The organism is Rathayibacter sp. PhB151 (assembly GCF_004366415.1).
Taxonomy (GTDB): Bacteria; Actinomycetota; Actinomycetes; order Actinomycetales; family Microbacteriaceae; genus Rathayibacter; species Rathayibacter festucae.
Window position 1 is genome coordinate 411753 of record NZ_SOEN01000008.1, and the last position, 26684, is coordinate 438436.

Consider the following 26684-nt stretch of genomic DNA (forward strand, 5'->3'; position numbering starts at 1 on the left):
GGTCCGGTCGGCGCGGGTCCGGTCAGCAGGCCGGGTCCGCGAGCGCCTTCACGAACGCGCCGGTCTGGTAGACGTACTCGTAGGCCCAGTCGCCGAGCGTGTACGGCTCGCCGGAGGACACCATCGACAGCTCGCCGTCGAAGCAGCGGCCGAGCAGCAGCCGCGCCCGGGCGATGTGCGGGGTCTGCGTGATGACGACGACGCTGTCCCAGTGGTCCGCCCGCGCGTCGTCGGCGAGTGCGCGCGCCTCGCCCTGAGTCGTCCCGGGGTCGGCGGTGAAGCAGATCACCTCCATGTCCGGCTCGTCGCAGGCCACGACGTCGTTCTCGCCCGGAGCCGCGGCCAGATCCGACGCCCAGACCGAGATCACCAGGGTGTCGGCCACGCCCGCCTCGACGAGGTCGCGGCCGAGCTCGGTGCGCGCGCGGGTGGGCGGCCCGAGGACGAGCACCGCGTCGGCGTGCTCCGGCACCGGATCGATCGCGGGCAGAACGTAGACGGGGATCCCGGCGCCGACCGCCAGCACGAGCGCGGCGAGGGCGCCGACGCCGAGGCGCCGTGCCAGCCGTCCTGCTCCCTGCATGCGTCTCCTCGCGAACCCCGGCGGTCACCGTACCCCAGGCAGGTGACACGGGTGTTTCGGCGGATAGGGACTCCGGCATCACGCGCACCGCGTCCCGCGGCGCCCGCAAGCCCCCGATCGCAGCTGGCAGTGCGTGGACCGAACTCTGACATCCTGTGTCTTCGGAGCACAGCACGGTGACTCGTGGCGCTCCCGCGACGCCATGGCGGTCGCTCCTCCTCGACAGAAGGACAGGCGATGGCTGAACCGACACTGGTGGACGTCGCGCGCATCGCGGGGGTGTCCCGCGCGACCGCCGCTCGGGTGCTCGCGGGCAGGACCAACGTCGACGCCGGCATGGCCGCCGCCGTGGAGCGCGCCGCGAAGCAGCTGGGCTACGAGGCGAACGGCGCCGCCCGCATGCTGCGCGGGGGACGCGCGGGCTCGATCGCGCTGATCGTCGCCTTCGAGGATCTCGACCGCCTGCCCGGGACGATCCTCACGGCGGTCCTGAAGGGCGCCGCGGCGAGCCTGCACGCGCAGGGAATCCAGCCGGTCCTACTGCCCGCGGATTACGACGACAGGGGCCGGGTCGCCCGGCTCCTCCGCACGCGCGCGGTCGACGGGGCCGTCGTGATCCTGCAGAACGAGATGACCCAGGTGACCCAGGAGCTGGCGGACTCTCCGGCCCCGATCGCCTGGGTGGGACGCCCGCGGGTCGCCCTCGCGGACGACGCCCTCGTGATCGATGCGGACAACTACGGGGGAGGGAGGCTCGCCGCGCGAGTGCTGGCCGAGTCCGGCCGTCGGCGACTCGGCATCATCGCGGGCCCCCATGACATGAAGCCCGCCCGTGAGCGGCTGCGCGGCTGGCGCGACGAACTGGAGCACCTGGGCATCGACTACACGCCCCTCGCGCACGGTGCGTTCACGGTCGAGAGCGGCGTGACCGCGATGGTGCGCCTCCTGCAGCGCTACCCCGATCTCGACGGGATCTTCGCCTCCTCCGACCTGATGGCGCACGGCGCGATCCACGTCCTCCGGGCCGCCGGGCGGCGCGTGCCGACGGACGTCTCGGTCGTGGGCTTCGACGACGTCGTCATCGCGACCACGACGGACCCGCCGATCACGACGATCCGCCAGCCCCTCGCGGAGATGGGCCGCATCGCCGCCGAGACCGTCGTCGCCGTCCTGCAGGGACGCGAGGTCGACCGGCAGCGGATCCTGCCCGTGAGCCTCGTCCAGCGGGAATCCGCCTAGCGCGGAGGGCGTCCTCGCACAGCGCGGCTCTCAGGGTCGCCGCCCGCTCAGTCCGCGACCAGCGACCGCAGCTCCCGCACTCCCGCGACCACATCCGCACCGACGCGCCCCGCCTGCACCGCCGCGCGCAGCGGCAGCGTCTGATGCGGCCGCAGCAGTCGCCGCGCCGCCGTGCAGGGCAGCGCGTAGAGCGCGACGACGCCCGCGTCGATCCCGTCGAGTCCGCCGTCGTCGCGGCCGAAGACCAGCTCGCGTCCCTCGCGGGCCAGCTCCTCGGGCAGCGCCGCCTCGCCGACCGGCAGGCGCACGGCGGCGAGCACGGCGGCGGCGACGATCCGGCGGCGCAGCGGCCGGCCGATCGTGTCCGCCGCGAGCTCGCCGAAGAAGTCGGCGTGCCGCTCGAGGATCGCGGCGACGGTCTCGGCGAGGCGCTCCATCTCGGGGTGCAGCGACAACCGCGCCAGGCGGCGGTAGGCGTGCAGCGCGATCTGCGCGTCGACCGCCAGCGCGAGGGCGACGGGCCCCGCGAGCAGCCGGGACGAGCGGTCGCGCAGCACCCGGCTCCGGACCACGGGCTCGGCCGGTCCGGTCTCGACACCGCGGATCCGAGGCGAGGCCGCCAGCACCTCGCCGAGCGCGTCGGCGATCCGGTGCCGCTCGGCGGCCCAGGTCGTCGCGAACGACCGCACCCGCGGGTCGGGGTGCGCCCGCGCGAGCGGCAGCACCCGCACGACGGCCGCGTGCTCGAGAGCACGGAGGTAGGCGGACGCGACGATCGCCTCGCGATCCAGCGGCGCCTCCTCGAACTCGCGGATCGAGAAGTGGTCGTGGAGGCTGCCGTGCGCGCTGCGCCGATAGCTCTCCACGTCGAACGGTTCCGCGATGCCCATGCTCCACCCGCCTTCGCCTCGACCGTACCGCCATCCCGGGCCCGGAACCTGAACGGCGGAAGGTCCGCCGCTGCCAGACTGGAGCCCGCGCGCCGCCCGGCCGCGGGACGGGGCGGAGATGGGGTCTCGCGGGTCCGCGGTCGCCGCGATCCTCCTCGCCGCGGTCTGCTTCGGCACCACCGGCACCGCGCAGTCGCTCGGCGCGGAGGGCGTCGATCCGCTGCTGCTCGGCGCCGCCCGGATCGTGCTCGGCGGGGCGCTGCTGGCCGCCCTGCTCGGCGTCGAGACGGCGCGCGCTCCCCGCCGCGCCGCCCGGAGGCCGCGCGTCTCGACGGTGCTGCTCGTGCTCCTCGGCGCGGCTGGCGTCGCCGCGTACCAGCCCTCCTTCTTCACCGGCACCGCCGAGAACGGCGTCGCGGTCGGCACGATCGTCGCGCTCGGCTCCGCCCCCGCCTTCACCGGACTGCTCGAGTGGCTCGTCCTGCGCACCGCCCCGAGCCCGCGCTGGTTCGTCTCGACGGCGCTCGCCGCGGTCGGCGTCGTGCTGCTCGCCGGTCTGCTGACCGGTGGCGCCGCGGGCGGAGTCTCCGTGCCGGGTCTGGCCGGCTCGGCCGGAGCGGGCGCCGCCTACGCGCTCTACGCGGTCTGCGGCAAGCTGCTGCTCGAGCGCGGCTTCAGCCCGGCTGCCGCGATGGGCGCCCAGTTCGGCACGGCCGCGCTGCTTGCGCTGCCGATCCTCCTGGCGGGCGACCCCGGGCGCCTCGCCGGGTCCCTTCCCGCCGTGCTCTGGCTCGGCGTGGTGACCGTCGCGATCGCCTACACCTTCTTCGCGCGCGGCCTCCGCCTCCTGCCCGCCGCCACGGTCTCGACACTGACCCTCGTCGAGCCGGCCACGGCGACCCTCCTCGGCGTCGCGCTGCTCGGCGAGCGGCTGACCCCCGACGCGGTCGCCGGCATCGCCGTCCTCGTGCTCGCCGTGCTGCTCCTGGCGGTGCCCGCGCGCCGGGGGAGTGCGCGCCGCAGGAGGCCCGAGGTCGTCGCGCCTGAGGCGCCGTCGAGCCTCGCGGAGTAGCCTCTGCCCTGCCGCGGCGCCTGAGCGCCTCACCGATCGACGACGAGGGGGCGGATCCGATGACCAACCCCTGGCTCGCCCTGCCCGGCAGCGGTCGCCGCCGCCCGCTGGTCGAGGCCTCCTGGGAGCGGGCGCGCCGCCACCGTCTCGACCCCGAGCGGCTCACCGCGCCGCTGTCCTTCTCGAGCGACGAGCTGCGCGACTACCGGATGGGCCACCCGCTCGCCTCCGTGCTGCCCGTCATCCGGCGCCTCCTGGTCCGCGACGCCGACGAGGACAGCGGCGTGCTCGTCGCGGTCGGCGACGCGCTGGGGCGGCTGCTCTGGATCGACGGCGACCAGGCGCTGAAGAGCTCCGCCGAGCGGATGCTCTTCGTCGAGGGCGCCGCCTGGGCCGAGCCCGACGTCGGCACCTCCGCCCCCGGCACCGCCCTCGTCCTCGACCACGGCGTGCAGATCCACGGCGCCGAGCACTTCGCCTCGCTCGTCCACCCGTGGAGCTGCACGGCGGTGCCGATCCACGACCCCGAGACCCACGAGATCCTCGGCGTGATCGACATCACCGGCGGCGCCGAGGTCGTCGCCCCGCAGACTCTCCCGCTGATGGAGGCGACCGCGGCGGCCGTCGAGAGCCAGCTGATGGTGCAGCGGCTGCAGCGCCCCCGCCGCGCGCAGCCCCGCCGCTCGCCACCCCGGCCCGCGGCGGCCCGCGCGCCGAGCCTGCGCGTCCTCGGCCGCGAGACCGGCGTCGTCACCGCCGACGGCGTCGAGCTCGAGCTCTCCACCCGGCACGCCGAGATCCTCACCCTCCTCGCCTGGCACCGCGCGGGACTGTCCGCCGAGGCGCTCGCCGAGCTGCTCTACGGGCGGGAGGACGCGGTGGTCACCGTGCGTGCCGAGATGGTGCGCCTGCGCCGGATCCTCGAGCCGCGCCTCCCGCGGCTGGTGCCGCTCTCGCGCCCGTACCGCCTCGCCAGCCCGGTCGACCTCGACGCGCGCCAGGTGGTCGGCCTGCTCGACCGCGGCGCGCACCGGCTCGCTCTCGACGCCTACGCCGGCGCCCCGCTCCCCGGCTCCGAGGCCCCGGGTGTCCGCGCCATCGCCGACGAGCTGCGCGCCCGGGTCCGCGCCACCGTGCTCACCAGCGCCGCCGCCGAGACGCTGCTCGCCTACGCGCAGGGGCCGGACGGCCACGACGACGCGGAGGTCTGGGCCGAGCTGCTGCGGATCCTGCCACGCCGCTCGCCCCGTCGCGCCGGCATCGTCGCGCACCTCGAGGAGCTCGAGGCCGAGCAGCGCTGACCCGCACCCGGCCGCCGCCTCCGGCGCCGCGCGGCCGTGCAACGGCGTGCAACCTCCCGCGACGTACGGTCGGATCGAGCGCGACACCCCGCACTCACCCGACAACGACGTCGATGGAGGTCCACATGACGCTGTACGCCGACCCGGTAGCCGACCAGGCACCGAAGGAACCGGAGTCCACGGTCTACGCCAACCCGGGCACGGAGGGATCCGTCGCCTCGTTCCGCTCGCGCTACGACCACTTCATCGGAGGCGAGTACGTCGCCCCCGCGAAGGGCCAGTACTTCGAGAACATCACCCCGATCACCGGCAAGCCGTTCTGCGAGATCGCCCGCGGCACCGCTGAGGACATCGACCGCGCGGTCGAGGCCGGCTGGAAGGCGTTCCCGAGCTGGGGCAAGACCAGCCCCGCCGAGCGCTCCAACGTGCTGCTGCGCATCGCCGACCGGATGGAGGCGAACCTCGAGATGCTCGCGGTCGCCGAGACCTGGGAGAACGGCAAGCCGGTGCGCGAGACCCTCGCCGCCGACATCCCGCTCGCGATCGACCACTTCCGCTACTTCGCCGGTGCCCTGCGCGCCCAGGAGGGCGGTGTCTCCGAGATCGACCACGACACCATCGCGTACCACTTCCACGAGCCGCTCGGCGTGGTCGGCCAGATCATCCCCTGGAACTTCCCCATCCTGATGGCGGTCTGGAAGCTCGCCCCGGCGCTCGCCGCCGGCAACTGCATCGTCCTCAAGCCGGCCGAGCAGACCCCCGCCTCGATCCACGTCCTGATGGACCTGATCCACGACCTGCTGCCCGCCGGCGTCCTCAACATCGTCAACGGCTTCGGGATCGAGGCCGGCGCCCCGCTCGCCTCGCACCCGCGGATCCGCAAGATCGCCTTCACCGGCGAGACGACCACGGGCCGCCTGATCATGCAGTACGCGAGCGAGAACCTCATCCCGGTCACGCTCGAGCTCGGCGGCAAGAGCCCCAACGTGTTCTTCGCCGACGTGGCCGCCGAGCGCGACTCCTTCTACGAGAAGGCGCTCGAGGGCTTCTCGTTCTTCGCCCTCAACCAGGGCGAGGTCTGCACCTGCCCCTCCCGCGCTCTCGTGCAGAATTCCATCTACGACGACTTCGTCGGCGACGGACTCGAGCGCGTCGGCCGGATCAAGCAGGGCAACCCGCTCGACGTCTCGACGATGATCGGCGCCCAGGCCTCCAACGACCAGCTGGAGAAGATCCTCTCCTACATGGACATCGGCAAGCAGGAGGGCGCGAAGCTGCTCATCGGCGGCGACCGCGCCGACCTGGGCGGCGACCTCAGCGGCGGCTACTACGTCAACCCGACGGTCTTCGAGGGGCGCAACTCCATGCGCATCTTCCAGGAGGAGATCTTCGGCCCCGTCCTCGCTCTCACCTCGTTCGAGGACTTCGACGACGGCATCGCCATCGCCAACGACAGCCTCTACGGCCTCGGCGCCGGAGTCTGGAGCCGCAACGGCGCCCAGCTCTACCGCGCCGGCCGCGCCATCGAGGCCGGCCGCGTCTGGTCCAACACCTACCACCAGTACCCGGCGCACGCAGCCTTCGGCGGCTACAAGCAGTCCGGCATCGGCCGCGAGAACCACAAGATGATGCTCGACCACTACCAGCAGACGAAGAACCTCCTGGTCAGCTACGCGGAAGGGCCCATGGGCTTCTTTTGAGCCGCTGTGCGGCGATTCCTCGCTCCGCTCGTCATCACCGCCGCGGTCGGCTTTCCGAGGTGGTTGCGCTGAGTGGAGCGGGGAGCGTCGCGCTCCGCGAATCCGCTGGCACGCGCCGTGCTCTCCTGCGGCGATTCCTCGCTCCGCTCGTCATCACCGCCGCGGTCGGCTGACCGAGGTGGTTGCGCTGAGTGGAGCGGGGAGCGTCGCGCTACGCGAATCCGCTGGCACGCGGATTCGCGCTCCGCGCTCTCCCTTGCCGGACATGCTGGTCGAGTAGCCCGCGGAGCGGGCGTATCGAGACCCACGTCCTCCCGCAGTTGCGGCAGCACGCACCCCTTGCTCCGCTTCGCACTTCACGCGGACATGCTGGTCGAGCAGCCCGCGCAGCGGACGTATCGAGACCACCGCCGACACACCACCCCGAGAGGACACTGCACATGGACAGCACGCGCGTCGACGTGACCGAGACGGCAGCCGGCATGCTGCGGAGGATGAGCGAGCTGCACGGCCCGCTGATGTTCCACCAGTCCGGCGGCTGCTGCGACGGCAGCTCGCCGATGTGCTTCCCGGTCGGGATGTTCCGCACGGGGGCGTCCGACGTGCTCGTCGAGACGCTGCACGTCGACGGCCTCGAGCCGATCGAGTTCTACATGTCGCGAACCCAGTTCGAGTACTGGAAGCACACCCACCTCACCGTCGACCTGGTCGACGGGCGGGGGAGCGGCTTCAGCGTCGAGGCGCCCGAGGGCAAGCGCTTCATGATCCGCAGCCGCCTCCTCACCGACGCCGAGCTGGTCGAGTTCGGCCTCCTGCCGGCCGCCGCCGTCCAGCTCTGACCCCCTCGGTCGCAGGGAATCGCCCGCCTCGGGAATATACCCCCTGGGGGTATGTTGCACCACGGTGACCGACACCGAGGGAGCACCGATGACCGACGCCGCGCACGACCACAGCACCCACTCCGCCTCCGCCGCGACGTCCTGGCGGACCGCCGCCACGGCGACTCTGCACTGCCTCACCGGCTGCGCCATCGGCGAGGTCCTCGGCATGGTGCTCGGCACCGCGCTCGGGCTGCACAACCTCGGCACCGTCGTGCTCTCCCTCGTGCTCGCCTTCGCCTTCGGCTACGCCCTGACGATGCGCGGCGTGCTCCGCGCGGGGGTCTCCTGGCGCGCCGCCGTCGGCATCGCCCTCGCGGCCGACACCGTCTCGATCGCCGTGATGGAGGTCATCGACAACACGGCGATGCTGGCGATCCCCGGCGCGATGGACGCGGGACTCGCGACCGGCCTCTTCTGGGGCTCTCTCGCCGGCTCGCTCGCCCTGGCCTTCGTGGTCACCACCCCGGTCAACCGCTGGCTGATCGGCCGCGGCAAGGGCCACGCGGTCGTGCACCGCTTCCACCACTGAGAGCCGACGGGCGCAGCGCCGGCTCCGGCGCGTCGCGGCGGTGCGGCTCCGACCTCGAGCCGCACCGCCACCGGCCTCACGCCCCGCAGCCGCCGATCGTCAGCACCGGCTGCTCGTTCAGCGTGATGTCCACCACGGTCCCCTGGTCGGCGGCGATCCGGAACCAGAGGGTCCGCCCGGAGCCGTCGCTCAGCGCGTAGAGGTCGTCACCGGCGACCGGATCCGCCGGGGTGATCCCCGGGTAGGCCGCCAGGAGCTCCTGCTCGGTCGAGCCGATCCCGATCCCCTCCGCCGTGCGCGGGAACGCGGCGGCTGCCCGCGTCGCGTCGACCCCGTAGCCGAAGACGTTCAGGAGGGTGACCCTGCCCGGCTCGTCGGAGACCGCCATGATCCAGGCCTGGGGGTTCTCCGCGGAACCCCGCCGATCGGAGCGGCACTCCTCGATCCCGAAGTCGTACGGCACGAGAGCGGTCGTGTCGAGGGCGGCGGAGGCGGACTCGCTGCTCCCGCCGAACGCGATCGGCCCGATGCCGTCGAACCCGATCACCCAGGCGGACAGGTCGGCGGTCGCCGCGGTCTCCGTCGGCACGGGGGTCGGCGCCGGCACGGGCGCGGCGGTGGCCGTGGCCGTGGCCGTCGGCGTCTCGGTCGGTGTCGGGACGGGCTCCGGCGCCGCCGTCTCGACGGGCGCCGGCTCCGGAGGGTCGAACGCGCCGGTCAGGGCGACCGCCACCCCGCCGCCGGAGAGCAGCACGGCCGCCGTCACGAGGCCGACGAGGAAGGAGGCGCGGTGGCGCAGCGGCCGCCGAGCCCGGTCGGCACGGGCGTTCTCGACAATCATGCGACGGAAGGCGCGGTCGCGCTCCGGATCGATCACGGGCTTGTCGTTCATCGTGCACCTCCATCGGTGGCTGCGTCGGCGGTGAGATCGGAGATCAGCCCTGCGAGCTTCCCCTTGGCCCGGGAGAGCCGGGACTTGACCGTTCCCTCGGGGACGCCGAGCACCGCGGCGGCGTCGGCGACGGGCATCTCGGCGATGACGCACAGCGACAGCACGTCCTGGTCGCGGAGGCCGAGGACTCCGAACGCCAGGCGGATCGCCTCGCGTCGCGGCTCGTCGTCGATCCGCCGGTCGGAGTCGCCGGAGAAGTCGTCCTGGTGCTCCGGCTCGGGCAGGCGCCCGAGAGCCAGCCGGTGCCGGCGTGCCGACCGTCCGGCGTTCCGGGCGACGTTGTTCGTCGTGGCGAGCAGCCAGGGGAGCGGGGACCCGTCGACGAGCCGGACGGACGCCCGGCGGCGCCACGCCTCCAGGAAGACGAGCGCCGTCACGTCCTCGGCGTCGTGCAGGGCGCGGGTGTGGCGGAGCGCGTGCCAGAACACGCGCTGCCGGAAGGCGTCGTAGAGGCGGCCGAAGTCGTCGGGGTCACCTGAGAGCGCGGTCGCCCACGACACTCCGGCTTCTCGAGGCGGTGAGGAAGCGGTCATGCTCAGAGATGTCCGATCGGGCGGAACGGTTCCCTCCGTCGCGACGGCGTGTCGCGGGTCCGCTCCTCGTCGAGGTGATGGCGGCCGGTCGGCCTCAGCCGGTGGGCGGCGCGGCGGCGGGCGGGGGCGAGGCGGGCGGGGGCGAGTCGGCCGGGGGCGGAGTGCCGGTGCTGAGGGTCACGCCGACGACGGAGCCCTTGTCGACCGTCGTGCCGGCCGCGGGGACGGTGCCGGCGACCGCACCCTGCGGCTGGGTCGAGTCCACCTGCGTGATCGACCCGACCGTGAAGCCGGCGTCGGTGAGCGTCCGGGTCGCGCTGTCGCTGCTGCGGCCCGCGAGGTCGGGCACGACGACCTGCGGCGCCGCGATCATCGCCGGATCGGCGGCGGCGAAGTCCGACCCGCCGTAGAGCGAGTCGATCTCGGTCATCAGCGGCTTCCAGATCCGGTGGCGCGCGCTCGGCGCCCAGCCGCTCGCGAAGTCGATCGACTCCAGGTTCACCCGCGAGCCGCTGTCCTGCGCCTTGATGCTGCCCACCCAGACGGCGAGCGAGACGGAGCTCGAGGCGCCGAGCGCCCAGGTGTCGGCGGAGTTGTCCGAGGTCCCGGTCTTGGTGATGTGCTGGACGCCGTCCTTCGGGTCGGCCTGCGTGCCGGTGCCCTCCGCGGTCACCCTGAGCATCGCGTACTGCATCGCCCGGGCGACCGACGACGAGACCGCCCGCGTGCACTCCGACTCGCTCGGCGGGATCGAGACGCCGTCCGGACCGGTGATCTCGGTGATCACGACGGGGGTGCAGCGCGTCCCGTCGTCCGCGATCGCCGCGTAGGCAACGGCCATCGTCATCGGCGCGACCTCGTTCGTGCCGATGACCGACGCGGCCGACTGGCTCAGCTCACCGCCGTCCGCCCGGTGGATGCCGAACGACTCGGCGGTCGTGCGGATCCTGCAGAGATCGAGCAGGTGCGACATCCCGGTGTAGCCCGTGTTCAAGGACCAGATCGTCGAGTTCAGCGCGGTCTGCGTGTCGGAGTAGGCGCCGTCGCCGGCGTTCTTCGGGTTGTAGGAGGCGTAGTCCTGCCTCCCCTCGCAGCTGTCCGTGAAGCCGGTCCAGTTCTTCCGCTTCGAGTCGAACTGCTCGAGCAGCGTGTGCCCGGACCTCAGCCACTCCGCGAGGGTGAAGACCTTGTAGCCGGAACCGGGCTGGAAGCCGTTGCCACCGCCCATGTCCGCGTCGACGTTGAGGTTGATCGCCGAGTACTCCTGCCCGCTCGCGATGACGTCCGGGTCCTGGCTGTAGCGCTTGTTCTGCACCATCGTCAGCACCTTCCCCGTCCCCGTCTGCACCGCGACGGCGGTCGCGCCGACGTCGAAGCGCGGGTCCGAGGCGGGGATCTGCTCGTCCATCAGCGCCTGCGCCGTCTCCTGCAGCCCGAGGTCGATCGTGGTGTAGACCTTGAGCCCGCCGCGCTTGAGCGCCGCGTAGCGCTCGTCGGCGGTGTCGCCGAGGGCGGGGTCGTCGCGCAGCACGTGCGAGACGTAGTCGCAGAAGTAGGCGGCGCTGCCCGCGGTCTGGCAGCCGGTCGACGGGGGAGTGATGACCGGCTCGATCGGCGCCGCCTGCGCGGCGTCACGGGTCGCGGCGTCGATCTTCCCGTACTCGAGCATCCGGTCGAGGATGTAGTCGCGCCGGCTCGTGGTCAGCGCGTAGCCGTTCGCCTCGCCGTTGTCGGGGTCGTCCGGGCGGTCGAAGCGGAACTTCTCCGGGTTGTTGACGATCGCCAGCAGCGCGGCCGACTGCCCGACCGAGAGGTCGGCGGCGTGGACGCCGTAGTAGTACTCGGCCGCGGCCTCGATGCCGTAGACGGTGCCGCCGAAGAGCGCGATGTTGAGGTAGCCGAGGAGGATCTCGTCCTTCGAGTACTCCTTCTCCACCCCGATCGCGAGACGCATCTCCTTGAGCTTGCGCTCGGGCGTCGTCGCGGTCGCCTCCGTGTAGGCCGCATCGCGCTCGCTCTCGTCGCTGATCGACTCGGCCTTCTGCACGAGGACGTTCTTGACGTACTGCTGGGTGATCGAGGAGCCGCCCTGCGGCGCCGCGTCGAGGAGGTAGGTGCTGGCGACGGCGCGCAGGGTCCCCTGCAGGTCGATGCCGCCGTGCTCGTAGTAGCGCGGGTCCTCGCTCGAGACCAGGGCGTCGAAGACCGGCGCCGCGATCTGGTCGGCGGTGACCTCGATGCGGTTCTGGTCGTAGAAGGAGGCGAGGAGCGTCGGGTCGTCGGGGTCGCCCGCGTAGACGTCCGTCTTCTGCATCAGCTCGCCGACCTCGAGGTAGCTCGGCAGCGACTGGAACGCCGAGATCGTGCTCGAGGTGGCGGCCCCGGTGAGCGCGAAGGCCGGGGCCACCACGACGGTCGCGAGCAGTCCGGCCAGCACGCTGACGATCACGAATCCGAACAGCGCGCCGAGAGCCCCGTGGACGGTGCGACGGGGCTGGAAGACGGGGACGTTCGGACGCTTCAGGATGGATCCTCTCGGTGCACCAGCACCCTAGGCGACGTCTCCGACATCCCCGCCCAGGCGCGCCCGGACTCCTCCCGCGCGGCGCGGAACACGCCCGACCACGGGCGGGAATCAGTTGCGCACGGTGCCGCCGCGAGACGACCATCTCACCGTGTACTGGTGCGGACTCGTGAAGTCACCAGGCGTATCGCTCGTGAACACGAGGTTGCCGTCGTCCTGCATGGTCACCGATGGCATGAGACGCCCGCTCGGATGGCGCGCGTCGTCAGGCGCGGCCTGCCCACCGGCGTCCCTACTCGAGCAGGTCTCCCTTGAGGTCGGCGATGTCGTTGACGTTCGTCGGCGCTTCGCCGGTGCTGACCTGCAGCGGGATGATGGCTCCGCGGAGAACCGTCTCGTCCGCGCTGGGCGTGGTCGAGACGACGGAGCCCGCGGGGATGCTCGCCACTTGGACGGGCTCACTCCTGCCGACGGTGAAGCCCGCGGCGGTGAGCGTGGCGGTGGCCGCAGCGACCGTCAGTCCGGTCACATCCGGCACCTCGGTCAGCGTGGCGGTGCGCGGAGACGACGCGAGCATCGAGGCGGGCGGGGCGATGAAGTCGTCGCCGCCGTACTTCTGATCGAGCGCCGTCATGATCGGCTTCCAGATCGCGTGGCGCGCGTCCGCTGCTCTGATCGAGCCCTTCTCGCCGGTCAGCGTCGTGCGGCGCAGGTTCTGCTTGGTCTCGTCCTCGAAGCCCTTGATGCTGCCGACCCAGACGGCGAGCGACGCGGCGCTGCTGGCGCCGGCCGTCCAGACGTCGGCCGCGTCGTCGGTGGTGCCCGTCTTGGCGATGTGCTCGATGCCGTCGCGCGGATCCGAGGCGGTGGCAGTGCCGGACGTGATGACCCGCTGCATCGCGTACTGCATGCCCCGCGCGACCTCGGGGGTGACGGACGGCGTGCAGGACGAGGCGGGCGGCGCGACCGCTGCACCGGTGCTGTCCGTGATCCGGTCGATGACGATCGTGTCGCAGGTCGCCCCGTCGTTCGCGATGCCGGCGTAGGCGTTGGCGAGGGTGAGCGGCGCGATCGGATTGGTGCCGAGAACTGACGCAGGCCTGCTCTCCAGCTCCTTGACGTCGGCGCGATGGATGCCGAACGACTCCGCGGTGGTGCGGATGTCGCAGACGTCGAGCTGGTTGGCCATGCCCATGAAGCCGGTGTTGATCGAGTTCGCCGTGGCCTGGATCGCGGTCATCGACGAGGCGTCCTCGGAGGGAGTGTCGTTCTTCGGTGTGAAGCGCTCGCCGGAGTAGTAGCCGTCGTTCGCGACATTGCACTTCATCGGGTACGAGCGGAAGCCCGAGGTCGGCGAGGGGAACGACTCGTTCAGGGTGTGGCCCGCCTGCAGCCACTGCGCGAGCGTGAAGACCTTGTAGGTCGAGCCGGTCTGCACGCCGGCGGTGCCACCCATGTCGACGTCGACGTTGAGGTTGATCGCGCTGAAGCCGGGGTTCGCGGCGAGGAACTCCTCGTCCTGGCTGTACTTCGTGTTCTGCACCATCGACAGCACGCGGCCGGTGCCGGCCTGGACCGAGGCGGCGGTGGCACCGACCTGGAAGCGGGAGTCGTAGGACGGGATGTAGGCGTTGATCGCGGCCTGCGAGACCTGCTGGATGTCGAGGTCGAGGGTGGTGACGATGTCGAAGCCGCCCTGGCGGATCCGCTGGTAGCGCTCGTCGTCGTCGGCGCCGAACGCCTCGTCGTTGCGCAGAACGTTGAGCACGTACTCGCAGAAGTACGCCGCGTCGCCGGCGGTGGCGCAGCCGGTGGAGGGCTCCGTGATGTTCGGCGTGATCGGCTCGGCGATCGCCGCGTCGTAGACCTCCTGGCTGATCTTCGAGTACTTCAGCTCCTCGCCGAGGATGTAGTCGCGGCGCTCCTTGGTCGCGGCGTACCCGTTCGCGGCGCCGTTGGCCTCGTCGGTCGGGTCGTCGAAGCGGAACTTCGACGGGTTGTTGACGATCGCCAGCAGTGACGCGGCCTGCGAGGTCGAGAGCTGGCTCGCGGGGATGCCGTAGTAGTAGTTGGCCGCGGCCTCGATGCCGTAGACCGTGCCGCCGAAGAGCGCGATGTTGAGGTAGCCGAGAAGGATGTCGTCCTTCGACGTCTCCTTCTCGAGGCCGATCGCGAGGCGCATCTCCTTGAGCTTGCGCTCGGGGGTGGGGTCGGTCGCGAGCTTGTAGGCGGCGTCGCGCTCGGCCTCGTCGGTGATCGACTCGGCCTTCTGCACGAGCACGTTCTTGACGTACTGCTGCGTGATGGAGGAGCCGCCCTGCAGGTCGTCGCCGGTCAGCGTGACCGCGAGCGCGCGGAGCGTGCCCTGCAGGTCGATGCCGCCGTGCTCGTAGAAGCGCGGGTCCTCACCGGCGACCGCGGCGTCCTTCGCGGTCTGGGCGACCTCGTCCCAGCCGACCTCGACGCGGTTCTGGTTGTAGACGGAGGCGAGGAGGGTCGTGCCGTCGCCCGCGTAGATGTTGGTGCGCTGCATCAGCTGGCCGGCGTCGAGGTAGCCGGGCAGGTTCTGGAACATGCCGATCGTGTTGCTCGTCGCGAGGCCCGTCAGCGCGAGGGCCGGAGTGACGCCGACGGTGATCAGGACGCCCGCCACGGCGCTCATCCCGATGAAGCCCAGCACTGCCCGCAACGACATCCCCAGCGGTCGAGCGGAGCTGCGGGATGCGGTGGGGAGAGCCATGGAGCGGGAGGTCCTTCCGGCGCGGTGATGCCGCGCGAATGCAGGGTGGCGGGTCGTCGCGCCGGTCGTGCGATCCCCCTCGGTCATGGTACGCGACGCGCCCGGGAGGAGGGGGTCCTCCGAGAGGACGAGATGCACCTGTGACGAGCCGTCCGCGACCTTCTGATCGGAGGCGACCCGGAGGTGGGAATCCGGCGCGCGTGACCGTCGGAAGGCGCCCCCGGGCACGCCGCTTCCGTATCGTGGAGGGTGCGTCCCCGCGAGGGGAGCGTCGGCATCACCGCACCACCAGTCGCCCCGGGGCCCCGGGGCGGTCGGCCCCGGCAGAAAGCACACACCATGGCACGCATCCACGACGACGTGACGCAGCTCGTCGGCAGGACCCCGCTCGTCCGCATCAACCGCCTCGACGGAGCGGACAGCGCCGTCGTCCTGGCCAAGCTCGAGTTCTACAACCCCGCGAACAGCGTGAAGGACCGCATCGGCGTCGCGATCGTCGACGCCGCCGAGGCGTCGGGGGAGCTCCCGCCCGGCGGCACCATCGTCGAGGGCACGAGCGGCAACACCGGCATCGCGCTGGCCATGGTCGGCGCGGCCCGCGGCTACAAGGTGATCCTGACCATGCCGGAGACGATGTCGACCGAGCGCCGGGTCCTGCTGCGCGCCTACGGCGCCGAGATCGTGCTGACCCCCGGCTCCGAGGGCATGCGCGGCGCGGTCGAGAGGGCGCAGGCCATCGTCGCCGAGACCCCCGGCGCCGTGCTCGCCCGCCAGTTCGAGAACGCCGCCAACCCCGAGGTGCACCGCCGCACGACGGCCGAGGAGATCTGGGAGGACACCGACGGCGAGGTCGACGTCTTCGTCGCCGGCATCGGCACGGGCGGCACCATCACCGGCGTCGGCCAGGTCCTCAAGGAGCGCAAGCCCGGCGTGCAGATCATCGGCGTCGAGCCGATCGACTCGCCGCTGCTCACGCAGGGCACGGCCGGCCCGCACAAGATCCAGGGGATCGGCGCGAACTTCGTGCCCGCCAACCTCGACCGCGACGTCTACGACGAGATCATCGACGTCACCCTCGACGACTCCGTGCGCGTGGCACGCGAGATGGCCGCGCAGGAGGGCATCCTCGGCGGCATCTCCTCCGGCTCGATCATGTGGGCGGCGCTCGAGGTCGCGAAGCGCCCCGAGAACGCGGGGAAGACCATCGTCGCGATCGTCTGCGACTTCGGCGAGCGGTACATCTCGACCGTCCTCTACGAGGACCTCCGCAGCTGAGCGCCGCCGGACCCCGCCGCGGCACGACGGGACGCCTCACGGCCCTCGCGCGCCTCCGCGAGGACGTGGCGGCGGCGCGCCTGCGCGATCCCGCAGCCCGGAGCGCGGCGGAGGTGGTGCTCGCCTACCCCGGGCTGCACGCGGTCTGGGTGCACCGCCTCGCGCACCGGTGGTGGCGGCGCGGCGCACGCCTGCCTGCGCGGCTGCTCGCGCAGGCGGCCCGTGCCGCGACCGGGGTGGAGATCCACCCCGGCGCGACGATCGGCCGCCGGCTCTTCATCGACCACGGCATGGGCGTGGTGATCGGCGAGACGGCGCGGATCGGCGACGACTGCATGCTCTACCACTCGGTCACGCTGGGCGGGAAGTCGGCGAAGCGCGAGCGGCGCCACCCGACGCTCGGCGACCGCGTGGTCGTCGGCGCGGGGGCCGTGATCCTCGGGCCGATCGTGCTCGGCTCGGACGTCAGCGTCGGCGCGAACGCGGTCGTGGTGAAGGACGCCCCGGACCACGCCGTGCTGGTCGGGATCCCCGCCCGCGACCTGCGTGCGCTGGGCCGGGCCGAGGACGCGCTGGCGGATCCGGCCTTCTGGATCGACCCCGCCATGTACATCTAGCGGCGGGGTGCGGCGTCGTCAGTCGTCGTCGTCGGGGCGCGAGATGTCGCGCTTCGCGCTCTTGATCACCGCGAACGCGTCCAGGGCGTGCGCCCGCGTCTCCTTGAGGTCGAGGATCGGTGCGGGGTAGCCGTCCGCCTCCGGCGTCAGCGTGTCGCCGAGCGTCCACGGCTCGTGGATCACGGTGCGGTCGAGCTCGGCCAGCTCCGGCACGTACTCGCGCAGATAGCCGCCCTCGGGGTCGAACTTCTTCGACTGCGTCACCGGGTTGAAGACGCGGAAGAACGGTGACGCGTCGGCGCCGGACCCCGCGACCCACTGCCAGTTGGCGGCGTTGCTCGCCGGGTCCGCGTCCACGAGGGTGTCCCAGAACCAGTCCTCGCCCACCCGCCAGTCGACCAGCAGGTTCTTGATCAGGAACGAGGCGGTGACCATCCGGACCCGGTTGTGCATGTAGCCGGTCTTCCACAGCTCGCGCATCCCCGCGTCGACGAGCGGGAAGCCGGTACGGCCCTGGTGCCAGGCGTCGATCCTGTCCTCGCCCGGGTGGCCCCAGGGGAAGGAGTCGAAGCGGGAGTCGAAGTTGGCGGTCGCGAGGTCGGGCCAGTGGAACAGCAGGTGGTAGCAGAACTCGCGCCAGAGCACCTCGGCGAGGAAGCGGTCGCTGCCCTCACCGCGGTGCTGCCCCCTCGCGTGCGCCTCCTCCAGGGCGTGCCAGACCTGGAACGGGCTGATCTCGCCCCAGCGCAGGTGCGGCGACAGGTTCGAGGTGGCGTCGCGCGCCGGCAGGTTCCGGTCGTCGGCGTAGTCGTCGAGCTGCTCGGCGAGGAACGCGCGCAGCCGCTTCGCCGCCGCCTTCTCGCCCGGCACCCAGCGCTCGCGGAGCCCGCCGGCCCAGTCGGGGCTGGTCGGCAGCAGCTGCCAGTCGTCGAGGACGTCGGAGGCCGCCTCGGTGGCGATCCCGTCGATCTCGCGCGGTCGCGGCAGCGGTGCGCGCGGAGTGTCCCGGTTGCGGCAGGCGCGCGCGAACGGGGTGTAGACGGAGTAGGGGGTGCCGCCGCCGGTCTGTACGGTCCACGGCTCGAAGAGCAGCGAGCCCTGGTGGCTCTCCGCCTCGACGTCCCGGTCGCGCAGCGCCTCCTTGATCGCGGCGTCGACGGTCCGCTCGGCCTTGCCGTAGCGGCGGTTCCAGTGCACCGCGCCCGCGCCCAGCTCCTCGGCGAGCTGCAGCACGACGGCCTCGGCCGGTCCGCGGCGCAGGATCAGGGACGCTCCCGCCTCCTCGAGGTCGCTCGCGAGCGCGAGCAGGCTGCCGTGCAGCCACCAGCGGGCCGCTCCGCCGAGCGGTCGGATGCCGTCGGACTCCTCGTCGAGCACGTAGCAGACGGCGACGGGGCCGCCGCGGTCGATCGCGGCCCGGAGTGCCGGATTGTCGGCGAGACGCAGGTCGTCGCGGAGCCAGACGAGAGTGGGGGAGGAGCTGCTCATGGTGCCTCCATGATCCGCGAGCGCGGCGCCCCTGCGAAGTGCTGGCCGCGCGGCGGCGGGGCGTGCTAGCGGAGGACGGGAGCTCTCAGGCCGAGGCGACGCGCTCGCGCAGCTTGTCGCAGAGGGCGGTCAGCTGGTCCAGCTCGTCGTCGTCGAGCGCCGCGCCGACGTGGTCGGAGATCGTCTGCATGTGTGTCATCGCCACCCGTCGGAAGAGTGCGTAGCCCTCGTCGGTGATCTGGATGACCGTGCCGCGGGCGTCGGTCGGGTCCTCGCTCTTGGTCACGCAGCCGCGGGCGACCAGGCGGTCGATCAGGCGGCTGACGCTCGGCTGCGTCAGGAGGACGTGCTTGTTCAGGTCCCGGAGCCGGGCCCGGCGCTCGGGCTGGAGCGTGAGGTTGAAGAGGACGTCGTACTCGTTGAGCGAGATCTCCTTCGACGGGAAGTCGGTGCTCAGCGCCCGCATCACGTGCACCTGCGCTCGGAACAGCGACTCCCACGCGGCGACCGCACGTCTCGAGCTCACGCATCCTCCTTGTGTTCCGTTCAGGATACGGCGTCTCGACGGTCGTCCGGCGCCCGGGGCGCGGGGTCGTCCGGCGGGTGTCGCGCGGAGGCGGTGCTCAGTCCTGGAACGACAGAAGGCCGGCCGCTGAGGCGAGCGGCCGGCCTTCATTCCCTTGCACCAAGAGTGTCCTGCAATCACTTCTTGCGCTTCCCGCCACAGCAAACGGTCGACGCACTTGAACTATATAACGGATCGATAACGCCGCAAGGACCGATTTCCTGAAGTTTCCCTGTGACCCCGCGTCGCCCCGGAGGCGGGGTCTCGATACGCCGCGTCCCGCGCCTACTCGACCAGCATGATGGCGCGGCCTCCGTCGACCGAGCGCGGGACCCGCAGGCACGCGGAGCGCTGCCGCTTGCGGACGCGCGAAGCGCCGCTGTCCCTTTCATGCTGATCGAGTAGCCCGCTCCGCGGGCGTATCGAGATCCCCCCACCGCAGAGGCGTGGGTCTCGATACGCCGCGTCCCGCGGCTACTCGACCAGCATGTGGTGCCGCCGACCCCTCGTCCGACTCGGGCCGAACGACCAGCGGCCGCCCGCGAGGCGTCAGGTGGAAAACGCGTGTCAGCGTTTTCCACGAGCCGTACGCAGGACGCTCTATGGAACGCGACCACCTGAGGAGCCGACCGCGGCGGAGCGAGCGCTCGCGCTCGCGCAGCAATTCAGAACAGATCGGGGCTAGGGGTGGACGCGTAGCGGATGGCGACGTCCGCGTGGCGGTCGAAGCGGTAGCCGACGCCGCGGACGGTGCGGACGATGTCCTCGTAGCGGCCGAGCTTGGCGCGGAGGCGGCGGACGTGCACGTCGATGGTGCGCTCGTTCGGGGCGTCGTCGTCGGCGGCTCCCCAGAGCGAGGAGATCAGCTCGGCGCGCTCGATGGTGCGGCCCTCTCGGAGGACGAGGTACTGCAGCAGCTCGAACTCCTTGTAGGTGAGGGCGGTGGTCTCGTCGTCGAGGATGACGCGCTTGCGCGAGATGTCGATGACGACGCCGCCGGGGGCGCGGTCGAGGTCGGGCTCGGTCTCGGAGCGGCGGCGGGCGACGGCGGCCGGGTCCTGGAGGGCGAGGCGGACGACGTCGACGTCGCGGCCGCCGGCGCCCTGCGGGGCGAGGGCGACGGAGGCGTAGGTCTCGGCGTCGGGAGCGAACTCGGCGGTGACGCGCTTGAGCTCCTCGACCAGGCGGCCGAGGTCGATGCCGGCCGCGCGGGCCTTGGCCTCGTCGATGCCGACGTAGAGGGCGAAGCCGCGGGCCTCGGTGCCCTGCGGCACGGCGCGGAGCCGGGGAGCGGCGGGCGCCGCCTCGAGGGCGGCCTGCAGGCGGGGGGCGGCGACGGGAGTGGAGACGGGACGGGCGTGGAGGAGGGACATGACGAATCCTTGGGCTGGTCGGATCCGGGACGAGTGTCCGGGAGCGGATCCGGGTGTGCGCGCGAGAGCCGGTGCACGAGGTGCGGGCCGGCAGGGGCGGATGCGGGGCATCCAGGGGTTCACCGCGCCTGCGACGCCCGGCCGATCAGAGGATCGGCTCGATCAGTGCGATCGGGGGCGGAGGCTGTGCGGAGAACCGGCGAGGGTCATTCCTCAGGCGCACATTCGACAGCGCAGGACGAGGCCGCCGGCCATCATCATGCCGGCATCCCCGATGGCCTCAAGGGAGGTCAGGGCGTGCGCGTTGTCAGTCATGTCCGAAAGTAAAGCGGATGGCGGCGGACCCCGTCAACAGATCCGCCCGGACTGGCACGTTCCGGGCGCCGCGCCGGGCGCCCGGAACGGCTCAGCCGGCGAGCCCGTAGAGGCGGTCGCCCGCGTCGCCGAGCCCGGGGACGATGTAGCCGAGCTCGTTGAGCTTCTCGTCGAGCGAGCCGAGGACGATGGTCACGTCCTTGCCGACGAACGCCTTCTCCACGGCCGCGAGGCCCTCGGGGGCGGCGAGCAGGCAGACGGCGGTGACGTCCTCGGCGCCGCGGTCGAAGAGGAACTGGATGGCCGCGATCAGCGAGCCGCCGGTGGCGAGCATCGGGTCGAGCACGAAGCACTGGCGGTTGGACAGGTCGTCGGGCAGGCGCTCGGCGTAGGTGGTCGGCTCGAGGGTCTCCTCGTTGCGTGCCATGCCCAGGAAGCCCACCTCGGCGGTGGGGATGAGCTTGACCATGCCCTCGAGCATCCCGAGGCCCGCGCGCAGGATCGGCACGACCAGAGGCTGTGGGTCGCTCAGCGCGAGACCGGTGGTCGTGGTGACCGGCGTCTCGATGGTGACGGTGCGGGTGCGGACGCCGCGGGTCGCCTCGTAGGCGAGCAGGGTCATCAGCTCCTCGGCGAGCTGCCGGAAGGTGGGGGAGGGGGTGCGCTTGTCGCGCAGCACGGTGAGCTTGTGCGTGATCAGCGGGTGGTCGGCTACGTGGACGCGCATAAGCTCAATCTACTTGCCGGTCGGAGCCGGCCGGAGCCGGACGAGGGGGCGCGATGCGCGAGAGCGACCTCCCCCTCCCTCCCGAGGCGGACGCCTGGATGCGGCTCGCGCTCGACGAGGCCCGCCGGGCCGCCGGGTGGGGCGACGTGCCGGTCGGCGCGGTGGTCGTCGACCCCGACGGTGCGGTGATCGGGCGCGGCCGCAACGAGCGCGAGCTGCGCACGGATCCGACGGCGCACGCCGAGGTGGTCGCACTGCGGGAGGCCGCTGCCGCCCGCGGAGACTGGCAGCTCGCGGGCTGCACCCTCGTGGTCACCCTCGAGCCGTGCGCGATGTGCGCCGGGGCGATCCTCGCCGCCCGGCTCGAGCGCGTCGTCTTCGGGGCGTGGGACGAGAAGGCGGGCGCGGCCGGCTCGGTGCACGACCTGCTCCGGGACCGCCGGCTGCACCACGTGGTCGAGGTGTACCCGGGGCTGCGGGCCGACGAGGGTGCGCGGCTGCTGCTCGACTTCTTCGCGGCGAAGCGCTGAGCGGCCCGGAGCGCGAGACTCCGGAGCACGCGACTCAGCCCTGCGCGCCGACCCATTCGCCGAGCGCGGCCTCCGTCGCCGTCCGCATCCGCTCGAAGCGGCCCTCGCGCACGTCGTCCTCGAGCTGCTCGTGCCCGTATCCCGCTCCCGCGGCGTACTCGGCGTCGCCCTCGAGCCAGCGCCCGGCCAGCTCGCCGGTGAGCTCCGGGTGGAACTGCACGCCGAGCAGCCAGCCGTCGATCGCGAAGGCCTCGACGGCGTAGGAGGGCGAGGAGGCGAGCAGGGTCGTCCCCGCCGGCAGATCGAAGGTGTCGCTGTGCCACTGCATCACCGGGACCTCGGCGAGGTGGCGCAGCGGCGAGCGGAGCCCCGCCTCGGTCGCGACGATGCCGCGGAAGCCGACCTCGCGGGTCGGGCCGGGGCGGACCTCCTCGCCGAGCGCGGCGGCGATCAGCTGCGCGCCGAAGCAGACGCCGAGGGTCGGCCGGCGGTGGTGCAGCCGGTCCTGCAGCAGGGCGATCTCGGGCGAGATGAAGGGGTGCCGCGCGGTCTCGTAGACGCCGGCGCTCGAGCCGAGGGTGACGACGAGGTCGGGCGCGAGGATGTCGACGGAGTCGAGGTCGGTGCCGGCGACCGCGTCGACCGCGAAGCCCCGGTCGCGCAGCATCGGCTCGAGGGCGCCGAGTCCGGCGCCGCGCTCGTTGACGATCGCGAGGACCCGGCGCATCAGCCGGCGCTCCCGGCGGCGGCGGTCGGCTCCGCCGAGGGCGGCTGCGCCCCGCGGTCGACGTCGGGTTCGAGGTAGATGACGCGGGCGGCCGGGACCGCGTCGCGGATGCGCTTCTCCGTCGCGTCGATCCCCGCGGCCAGCTCGGCCATCGTCTCGGCGGCGGGGAAGGCGAGCTTGGCGGCGACGAGGATCTCGTCCGGACCGAGGTAGAGGGTCTTCATGTGGATGACGCGCTCGACGTCCGGACCGGCCTCGATGGCCGTGCGGATCGCCGCGGCGTCGGCCGGGGTCGCGCCCTCGCCGACCAGCAGGCTCTTGGTCTCGACGCCGAGGACGATCGCGACGACGACCAGCAGGGTGCCGATCATGATGGTGCCGATCGCGTCGAAGACCGTGTTCCCGGTGATCACCGAGAGGCCGACGCCGAGCAGCGCGAAGACGAGACCGGTGAGCGCGGCGACGTCCTCCAGCAGCACGACGGGCAGCTCCGGCGCCTTCGCCCGGCGGATGAACTGCAGCCAGGACTGCTGCCCGCGGACCTTGTTCGACTCCTTGACCCCGGTGCGCAGCGAGTAGCCCTCGAGGCAGATCGAGACGACGAGGACCAGGATCGGCAGCCAGGCGTTCTCGAGCTCGTGCGGCTCGGCGATCTTCTCGACGCCCTCGTAGATCGAGAACACGCCGCCGACGGAGAAGAGGATGATCGCGACGACGAAGGCGTAGACGTAGCGCTCGCGGCCGTAGCCGAACGGGTGCTCCTCGTCGGCGGCCTTCCGCGACTTGCGGCCGCCGAGCAGGAGCAGCAGCTGGTTGCCGGAGTCGGCGAGCGAGTGCACGCCCTCGGCCAGCATCGAGGCCGAGCCCGAGAAGAACCAGGCGACGAGCTTGGTCAGCGCGATGCCGAGGTTCGCGGCCAGCGCCGCGATGATGGCGGAACCGCCTCCGGATGCGCTCACGGGGTCTCCTCGGGGTGACTCGTCGGGGTGCTGGTGCTCGGGGGTGGTCGGCCCATCCTAGGAGGCGTGCGCCGGGCAGCAGGCTCCCGCCGTCGACCGAGTCGTGCCCCTTGCGCGGAGATCGCCTTCGTACGATGGGCGGATGACCGACGCACCCGTGCAGCTCCCGTCCATCGCCGTCCTCGGGCTCGGCTCGATGGGGGGCGCGATCCTCAGTGGACTGCTCGCCCCCGGCGTGGAGGTGCAGGGCGGTGTCCGCGTGACCAACCGCGACGCGGAGAAGGCGGCGCGCTGGAGCGGCCACCCGGTGGTGACCGCGTTCGCGACCGCCGACGACCCGGAGGCGAACCGGCGCGCGGTCGACGGCGCCGCCGTGGTGCTGGTGGCCGTGAAGCCGCACATGGTGCCCGCGCTGCTCGACGAGATCGCCGACGCCCTCGCCCCCGGGACGATCGTGGTCAGCGTCGCGGCGGGCGTGACGGTCGCGACGTTCGAGGCGCACCTGCCCGCCTCGGTGTCCGTGCTGCGCTCGATGCCGAACACCCCGGCCGTCGTGGGCCGCGCGGTCACCGGCCTGAGCGCCGGCACCCGCTCGAGCGAGGACGACCTGGCGCTGGTGCGCCGGCTGTTCGAGACCGTCGGCGAGGTGGTGGAGGTGCCGGAGTCGCAGCTCGACGCGCTGTCGACGATCTCGGGATCGGGCCCGGCCTACGTCTTCCTCCTGGTCGAGGAGCTGACCGCCGCGGCGCTCGCCAAGGGCTTCACGCCCGAGCAGGCGGCGACGATGGTCACCGGCACCTTCCGGGGTGCCGCCGAGCTGCTGGTGCACTCCGGCGAGGAGCCGGCCGAGCTGCGCCGCCGGGTCACCAGCCCGAACGGCACGACCGAGCGCGCGATCGCCGTCCTGCAGGAGGCGGACCTCGCCGCCCTCTTCACCCGCGCGACGGACGCGGCCCTGGCCCGCGCCCGCGAGCTCGCCGCCTCCTGACGCCCGCCGCTCCTCCGCGAGATGCCACTTATGAGCCCGACACGCCGTGACGGGAGCTCATAAGTGGCATCTCGCGGAGGGGGTCGGACCCGCGCGGGGGTCAGGAGCCGAGGGCCGCGAAGCGCTCGATGTCGGTGGGGGTGCCGCTGACGACGATGAGGTCGTGGTTGGAGACGACGGTCTGCTCGGTCGCGTAGGTGAACGGCTTGCCCGGGCTCTTCACGCCGACGACGGTGACGCGGTGCTTGCGGCGCACGCCCGACTCGGTGAGGGTCAGACCGCGGATCGGCTTCGGCGGGTACATCTTGGCCAGCACGAAGTCGTCGTCGAACTCGATGAAGTCGAGCATCCGGCCCGAGACCAGGTGCGCCACGCGTTCGCCCGCCTCGGCCTCCGGGTAGATCACGTGGTTCGCGCCGATCCGCTCGAGGATCTTGCCGTGCGAGCGCGAGATCGCCTTGGCCCAGATCTGCGGGATCTTGAGGTCGACGAGGTTCGCGGTGATCAGCACCGACGCCTCGATCGAGGAGCCGACGGCGACGACGGCGACCTGGAAGTCCTGCGCGCCGATCTGGGCGAGGGCGTCGAGCGAGCGGGCGTCGGCCTGGACCGCGTGGGTGACCCGCTCCGACCACTTCTGCACGAGCCCGGCGTCGGCGTCGATCGCGAGCACCTCGCGGTCGAGCCGGTCGAGCTGGCCGGCCGTCGCGGCGCCGAAGCGACCGAGGCCGATCACCAGCACCGGGGCGTCGTACCTGATGCGGTCAACCAACGATGGGCCTCTCTTCCGGTCGTCTGAACAACTGCCTGCGCTGGCTCGCGGCGAGCGCGGCAGCGAGAGTCACGGTACCAACGCGGCCCATGAACATCGTCAGCGCCAGCACGTAGACGCCGGAGGTCGGCAGCTCGGCGGTGAGCCCCGTCGACAGACCGGAGGTCGCGAACGCCGAGATCACGTCGAAGAGGACGTGGTCGAGCGGCGCCTTGGTGATGTGCAGGATCAGGACCGACGAGACGGCGACGGTGGTGGCTCCCCAGAGCACGACGGAGACCGCGAGGCGCAGCACGTCGTTGGGGATCCGGCGGCCGAACGCCTCCATGTCGTTGTTGCCGCGCGCCTCGGCGAACGCCGCGAGGAAGAGGATCGCGAGCGTCGTGACCTTGATGCCACCGGCCGTCGAGGCCGAGCCGCCGCCGATGAACATCAGCATGTCGGTGACGAGCAGGCTGGAGCCGTTGAGATCGGGGATCGAGATGGTCGAGAACCCGCCCGAGCGCGTCATCGTCGAGAGGAAGAAGGACTGGAAGACGGTGTCGCCGGCGTCGAGGGTGCCGAAGGTCGTCGGATTGTCGAACTCGAGCACGATGTAGAGCACCGCGCCCGCGACGAGCAGGATCAGCGAGGTGACCAGCGTGAGCTTGACGTGCACCGACCACTTGCGCGGGCGCCGCCAGCCGCGCGAGAAGGCGTAGATCACCGGGAAGCCGATCGAGCCGAGGAAGACGCCGATCATCAGGATCCCGAGGAACCAGTAGTCGTCCTCGAACGGCGTCAGGCCGGCGGCGTTCGGGGCGAAGCCGGTGTTCGTGAACGCCATCGCGGAGTAGTAGAAGGAGTGCCAGATCGCCTCGCCGATCGGGATCCCGTCGATCAGCATCCGCGGGAAGAGGAGGAGGGCGACCACGATCTCGATCACCGCGGCGCTGATGGCGACCGTCGCGAGCAGACCGCCGATCTCGCCGAGCCGCACGGCCTGGCCCTCGGCGACGGGACCGGAGTGGATGCGGAGCGGGTTCGAGTCGCTCGCGGCCATCAGCTTCGCGCGGAGCCCGAGGCGGCGCGAGATCGCCAGGCCCATGATCGACGCGAGCGTCAGCACGCCGAGGGCGCCGATGTTCACGCCGATGAAGACGATCGAGTGGCCGAACGCGGACCAGTGCGTGGCCATGTCGACCGTGGCGAGGCCGGTGACGCAGATCACCGACATCGCGGTGAAGAAGGCGTCGTGCAGCGGGGTGACGGTGCCGGTCGTGCTCGACACCGGCAGCGAGAAGAGCAGGGTGAAGACGAGGATCAGGCCCGAGAAGATCATGATCGCGAAGCGCGACGGCGACCGGCCGGCGAAGTCGTCGACGAGGTCGCGGGCCCGGGCGAAGCTCGACCACGGCGAGGCCG

Annotated in this window: 24 protein-coding genes; 10 read left to right on the top strand and 14 right to left on the bottom strand. The window is 72.1% G+C overall.

What is annotated here, in order from left to right; genetic code table 11:
• Positions 1-22 precede the first annotated feature (22 nt).
• Positions 23-583, bottom strand: a complete 561-nt coding sequence (locus EDF35_RS15585; RefSeq protein WP_133962988.1) for a hypothetical protein — start codon at positions 581-583, stop codon at positions 23-25.
• A 237-nt stretch (positions 584-820) separates the two neighbouring features.
• Between EDF35_RS15585 and EDF35_RS15590 the strand changes: the two genes are divergently transcribed.
• Entirely contained in the window at positions 821-1822 is a 1002-nt protein-coding gene (locus EDF35_RS15590) for a LacI family DNA-binding transcriptional regulator (RefSeq protein WP_133962989.1), read from the top strand.
• Between the two features lie 47 nt (positions 1823-1869).
• Here EDF35_RS15590 and EDF35_RS15595 read toward each other — a convergent pair whose 3' ends face one another.
• Positions 1870-2712 carry a ferritin-like domain-containing protein gene (locus tag EDF35_RS15595; RefSeq protein WP_133962990.1) on the bottom strand — a complete coding sequence of 281 codons (843 nt, stop codon included), beginning with the start codon at positions 2710-2712 and terminating at the stop codon, positions 1870-1872.
• Positions 2713-2830: 118 nt separating this feature from the next.
• Here EDF35_RS15595 and EDF35_RS15600 point away from each other — a divergent pair, with 118 nt between their 5' ends.
• The 5 genes from EDF35_RS15600 (at position 2831) to EDF35_RS15620 (ending at position 8195) form a co-directional block, all read left to right on the top strand.
• Entirely contained in the window at positions 2831-3784 is a 954-nt protein-coding gene (locus EDF35_RS15600; RefSeq protein WP_133962991.1) for an EamA family transporter, read from the top strand.
• Positions 3785-3843: 59 nt separating this feature from the next.
• Positions 3844-5085, top strand: coding sequence for a helix-turn-helix domain-containing protein (locus tag EDF35_RS15605; protein ID WP_243840009.1), 1242 nt, complete (start codon positions 3844-3846; stop codon positions 5083-5085).
• 125 nt (positions 5086-5210) lie between these two features.
• Positions 5211-6785, top strand: a complete 1575-nt coding sequence (locus tag EDF35_RS15610; RefSeq protein ID WP_133962993.1) for an aldehyde dehydrogenase family protein — start codon at positions 5211-5213, stop codon at positions 6783-6785.
• 440 nt (positions 6786-7225) lie between these two features.
• On the top strand, positions 7226-7624 hold the full coding sequence (locus EDF35_RS15615; RefSeq protein ID WP_123732813.1) for a DUF779 domain-containing protein: 399 nt from the start codon (positions 7226-7228) through the stop codon (positions 7622-7624).
• A 64-nt stretch (positions 7625-7688) separates the two neighbouring features.
• Positions 7689-8195, top strand: coding sequence for a DUF4396 domain-containing protein (locus tag EDF35_RS15620; protein ID WP_243840010.1), 507 nt, complete (start codon positions 7689-7691; stop codon positions 8193-8195).
• Between the two features lie 76 nt (positions 8196-8271).
• On the opposite strand, the gene EDF35_RS15625 is transcribed toward EDF35_RS15620, so the two are convergent.
• From EDF35_RS15625 to EDF35_RS15645, 4 genes are all read right to left on the bottom strand, one after another.
• Positions 8272-9087, bottom strand: a complete 816-nt coding sequence (locus EDF35_RS15625) for a hypothetical protein (protein ID WP_133962994.1) — start codon at positions 9085-9087, stop codon at positions 8272-8274.
• The gene (locus EDF35_RS15630; RefSeq protein WP_243840011.1) at positions 9084-9647 is read right to left on the bottom strand and encodes a sigma-70 family RNA polymerase sigma factor; all 564 of its coding nucleotides are present in this window, start codon (positions 9645-9647) and stop codon (positions 9084-9086) included. Before EDF35_RS15630 ends, EDF35_RS15625 begins: the two co-directional genes overlap by 4 nt.
• Before the next feature lie 127 nt (positions 9648-9774).
• On the bottom strand, positions 9775-12129 hold the full coding sequence (locus tag EDF35_RS15640) for a transglycosylase domain-containing protein (protein WP_133962996.1): 2355 nt from the start codon (positions 12127-12129) through the stop codon (positions 9775-9777).
• Positions 12130-12496: 367 nt separating this feature from the next.
• Positions 12497-14899, bottom strand: coding sequence for a transglycosylase domain-containing protein (locus tag EDF35_RS15645; protein ID WP_166674133.1), 2403 nt, complete (start codon positions 14897-14899; stop codon positions 12497-12499).
• A gap of 384 nt (positions 14900-15283) precedes the next feature.
• Between EDF35_RS15645 and cysK the strand changes: the two genes are divergently transcribed.
• Together cysK and epsC are read left to right on the top strand one after the other, a co-directional pair.
• Positions 15284-16219 (top strand): cysteine synthase A, encoded by a 936-nt coding sequence (gene cysK, locus EDF35_RS15650; RefSeq protein ID WP_133962998.1) that lies wholly within the window; start codon positions 15284-15286, stop codon positions 16217-16219.
• A gap of 65 nt (positions 16220-16284) precedes the next feature.
• Positions 16285-16836 carry a serine O-acetyltransferase EpsC gene (gene epsC / locus EDF35_RS15655; protein ID WP_243840012.1) on the top strand — a complete coding sequence of 184 codons (552 nt, stop codon included), beginning with the start codon at positions 16285-16287 and terminating at the stop codon, positions 16834-16836.
• An 18-nt stretch (positions 16837-16854) separates the two neighbouring features.
• On the opposite strand, the gene EDF35_RS15660 is transcribed toward epsC, so the two are convergent.
• The 4 genes from EDF35_RS15660 to upp all read right to left on the bottom strand — a co-directional run bounded on the left by EDF35_RS15660 (position 16855) and on the right by upp (position 21304).
• Positions 16855-18324 carry a deoxyribodipyrimidine photo-lyase gene (locus EDF35_RS15660; RefSeq protein WP_133962999.1) on the bottom strand — a complete coding sequence of 490 codons (1470 nt, stop codon included), beginning with the start codon at positions 18322-18324 and terminating at the stop codon, positions 16855-16857.
• Positions 18325-18409: 85 nt separating this feature from the next.
• On the bottom strand, positions 18410-18790 hold the full coding sequence (locus tag EDF35_RS21280) for a MarR family winged helix-turn-helix transcriptional regulator (RefSeq protein WP_123736825.1): 381 nt from the start codon (positions 18788-18790) through the stop codon (positions 18410-18412).
• A 764-nt stretch (positions 18791-19554) separates the two neighbouring features.
• Entirely contained in the window at positions 19555-20262 is a 708-nt protein-coding gene (locus tag EDF35_RS15670; protein ID WP_133963001.1) for a winged helix-turn-helix domain-containing protein, read from the bottom strand.
• A gap of 406 nt (positions 20263-20668) precedes the next feature.
• On the bottom strand, positions 20669-21304 hold the full coding sequence (gene upp, locus EDF35_RS15675) for a uracil phosphoribosyltransferase (RefSeq protein WP_123446624.1): 636 nt from the start codon (positions 21302-21304) through the stop codon (positions 20669-20671).
• 53 nt (positions 21305-21357) lie between these two features.
• Here upp and EDF35_RS15680 point away from each other — a divergent pair, with 53 nt between their 5' ends.
• Positions 21358-21834: a nucleoside deaminase gene (locus tag EDF35_RS15680; RefSeq protein WP_243840013.1), complete on the top strand. Its 477-nt coding sequence runs from the start codon at positions 21358-21360 to the stop codon at positions 21832-21834.
• A 34-nt stretch (positions 21835-21868) separates the two neighbouring features.
• Here EDF35_RS15680 and EDF35_RS15685 read toward each other — a convergent pair whose 3' ends face one another.
• Positions 21869-22561: a gamma-glutamyl-gamma-aminobutyrate hydrolase family protein gene (locus EDF35_RS15685; RefSeq protein WP_127887434.1), complete on the bottom strand. Its 693-nt coding sequence runs from the start codon at positions 22559-22561 to the stop codon at positions 21869-21871.
• Positions 22561-23520, bottom strand: coding sequence for a cation diffusion facilitator family transporter (locus EDF35_RS15690; protein ID WP_133963002.1), 960 nt, complete (start codon positions 23518-23520; stop codon positions 22561-22563). Before EDF35_RS15690 ends, EDF35_RS15685 begins: the two co-directional genes overlap by 1 nt.
• A 142-nt stretch (positions 23521-23662) precedes the next feature.
• Between EDF35_RS15690 and proC the strand changes: the two genes are divergently transcribed.
• Positions 23663-24508 (top strand): pyrroline-5-carboxylate reductase, encoded by an 846-nt coding sequence (gene proC / locus EDF35_RS15695; protein WP_123736764.1) that lies wholly within the window; start codon positions 23663-23665, stop codon positions 24506-24508.
• A 100-nt stretch (positions 24509-24608) separates the two neighbouring features.
• On the opposite strand, the gene EDF35_RS15700 is transcribed toward proC, so the two are convergent.
• Together EDF35_RS15700 and EDF35_RS15705 are read right to left on the bottom strand one after the other, a co-directional pair.
• Positions 24609-25280: a TrkA family potassium uptake protein gene (locus EDF35_RS15700; RefSeq protein WP_123446620.1), complete on the bottom strand. Its 672-nt coding sequence runs from the start codon at positions 25278-25280 to the stop codon at positions 24609-24611.
• Positions 25273-26604 carry a potassium transporter TrkG gene (locus tag EDF35_RS15705; RefSeq protein ID WP_243587915.1) on the bottom strand — a complete coding sequence of 444 codons (1332 nt, stop codon included), beginning with the start codon at positions 26602-26604 and terminating at the stop codon, positions 25273-25275. Before EDF35_RS15705 ends, EDF35_RS15700 begins: the two co-directional genes overlap by 8 nt.
• Between the last annotated feature and the right edge of the window lie 80 nt (positions 26605-26684).